This is a genomic window from Mesorhizobium sp. M4B.F.Ca.ET.089.01.1.1, assembly GCF_004022605.1.
Taxonomy (GTDB): Bacteria; Pseudomonadota; Alphaproteobacteria; order Rhizobiales; family Rhizobiaceae; genus Mesorhizobium; species Mesorhizobium abyssinicae.
Genome location: NZ_RZOS01000755.1, coordinates 1 through 1,738 on the forward strand (window position 1 = coordinate 1; position 1,738 = coordinate 1,738).

General features: G+C 66.0%; 2 protein-coding genes. One reads left to right on the top strand and one right to left on the bottom strand.

What is annotated here, in order from left to right; all coding sequences use genetic code 11:
* On the top strand, positions 1-1,366 hold a 1,366-nt coding region (locus EN780_RS33515; RefSeq protein ID WP_133372861.1), incomplete at its 5' end, for a DegQ family serine endoprotease.
* A 45-nt stretch (positions 1,367-1,411) separates the two neighbouring features.
* On the opposite strand, the gene EN780_RS33520 is transcribed toward EN780_RS33515, so the two are convergent.
* Positions 1,412-1,738, bottom strand: a 327-nt coding sequence (locus EN780_RS33520; RefSeq protein ID WP_133372862.1) for a GNAT family N-acetyltransferase, incomplete at its 5' end; no start/stop codon positions are given.

The following is a 1,738-nucleotide window of genomic DNA, read 5'->3' on the forward strand; positions in this document are numbered from 1 at the left end:
GCTGGGCGCCGTCGTCAACATCTCGACCTCGCAGACGGTGAAGGGCTCGGAAGGACCCGGCGCGGTGCCGATGCCGCAATTGCCCGAGGGCTCGCCGTTCCAGGATTTCTTCGACGACTTTTTCAAGAACCGCGGCGGCGACAAGGGCGGCGGCGCCCAGAAAGTGCAGTCGCTGGGCTCCGGCTTCGTCATCGACGCCGAGCAAGGCATCGTGGTCACCAACAACCACGTCATCGCCGACGCCGACGACATCGAGGTGAATTTCTCCGACGGCGTGACGCTGAAGGCGACGCTGGTCGGCACCGACACCAAGACCGACGTCGCGGTGCTGAAGGTCGACCCGAAGGGCCACAAGCTGACGGCGGTGAAGTTCGGCGATTCCACCAAGATGCGGGTCGGCGACTGGGTGATGGCGATCGGCAATCCGTTCGGCCTCGGCGGCACGGTGACGGTCGGCATCGTGTCGGCACGCAACCGCGACATCAATTCCGGCCCCTATGACGACTTCATCCAGACCGACGCCGCGATCAACCGCGGCAATTCCGGCGGTCCGCTGTTCAACAGCCTGGGCGAGGTCATCGGCATCAACACGGCGATCATCTCGCCGTCGGGCGGCTCGATCGGCATCGGCTTCTCCATTCCCTCGCAGCTTGCCTCGGGCGTCGTCGACCAGCTTCGCCAGTTCGGCGAAACGCGGCGCGGCTGGCTGGGCGTGCGCATCCAGCCGGTGACCGACGACATCGCCGAAAGCCTCGGCATGGCGACCGCCAAGGGCGCGCTGGTGGCCGGCGTCATCAAGGGCGGGCCGGTCGACAACGGCACGATCCTGGCCGGCGACGTCATCATCAAGTTCGACGGCAAGGACATTCACGAGATGCGCGACCTGCCGCGCGTCGTCGCCGAAAGCCCGGTCGGCAAGGCGGTGGACGTGGTCATCGTGCGCAAGGGCGTCGAGCAGACGGTGAAGGTGACGCTCGGCCGGCTCGAGGACGGCGAGAAGCTGGCCAGCGGCGAGGACGGCAGCAACACCGACCAGGACAATGGCGACAAGGCGCCCGCGGTCTCGACGGCGGCCGTGCTCGGCATGACCATCGGCGAACTCAATGACGAGACGCGGACCAAGTTCGGCATCGCCGCCGACGTCTCGGGCGTCGTCATCACCGACGTCACCAAGGATTCGGCAGCGGCCGAGCGCGGCATCCAGCCTGGCGAGGTGATCACCGAGATCGCCCAGGAATCGGTGGCGACGCCGAAGGACGTCATGGACCGCATCGGCGCGCTGAAGGAACAAGGGCGCAAGAACGCGCTCCTGATGCTGGCGTCGAAGACCGGTGAGTTGCGGTTCGTTACGATCCGGATGGATTGAGTCCGGAAAATCGCGCAACCGACTGAGTTTCAATGAAAAGGGCGGCTAACGAGCCGCCCTTTTTCGTGCCTGCCAGTCATCGCGCGCCAGCCTGTAGAAGACATGCCGCTTGAGCGCCGGATGACTGTCCGGGATGTCGGGATGATCGAAGTCGCGCGCCGGATCGGCGCTCATGCCGAGGCGCTTCATGACGGCGGTGGAGCGGTGGTTGTCGGCCACGGCGAAGGAGACGATCTCGTCGCGGTCGAGCGTCTCGAAGCCAAAGGCGAGCCAGGCCTCGGCCGCCTCCGTGACATAGCCCTTGCCCCAGAATTCGGGCGCCAGCCGCCAGCCGATCTCGATTGTGTCGGAAGGCATGGACGGCACGTGATC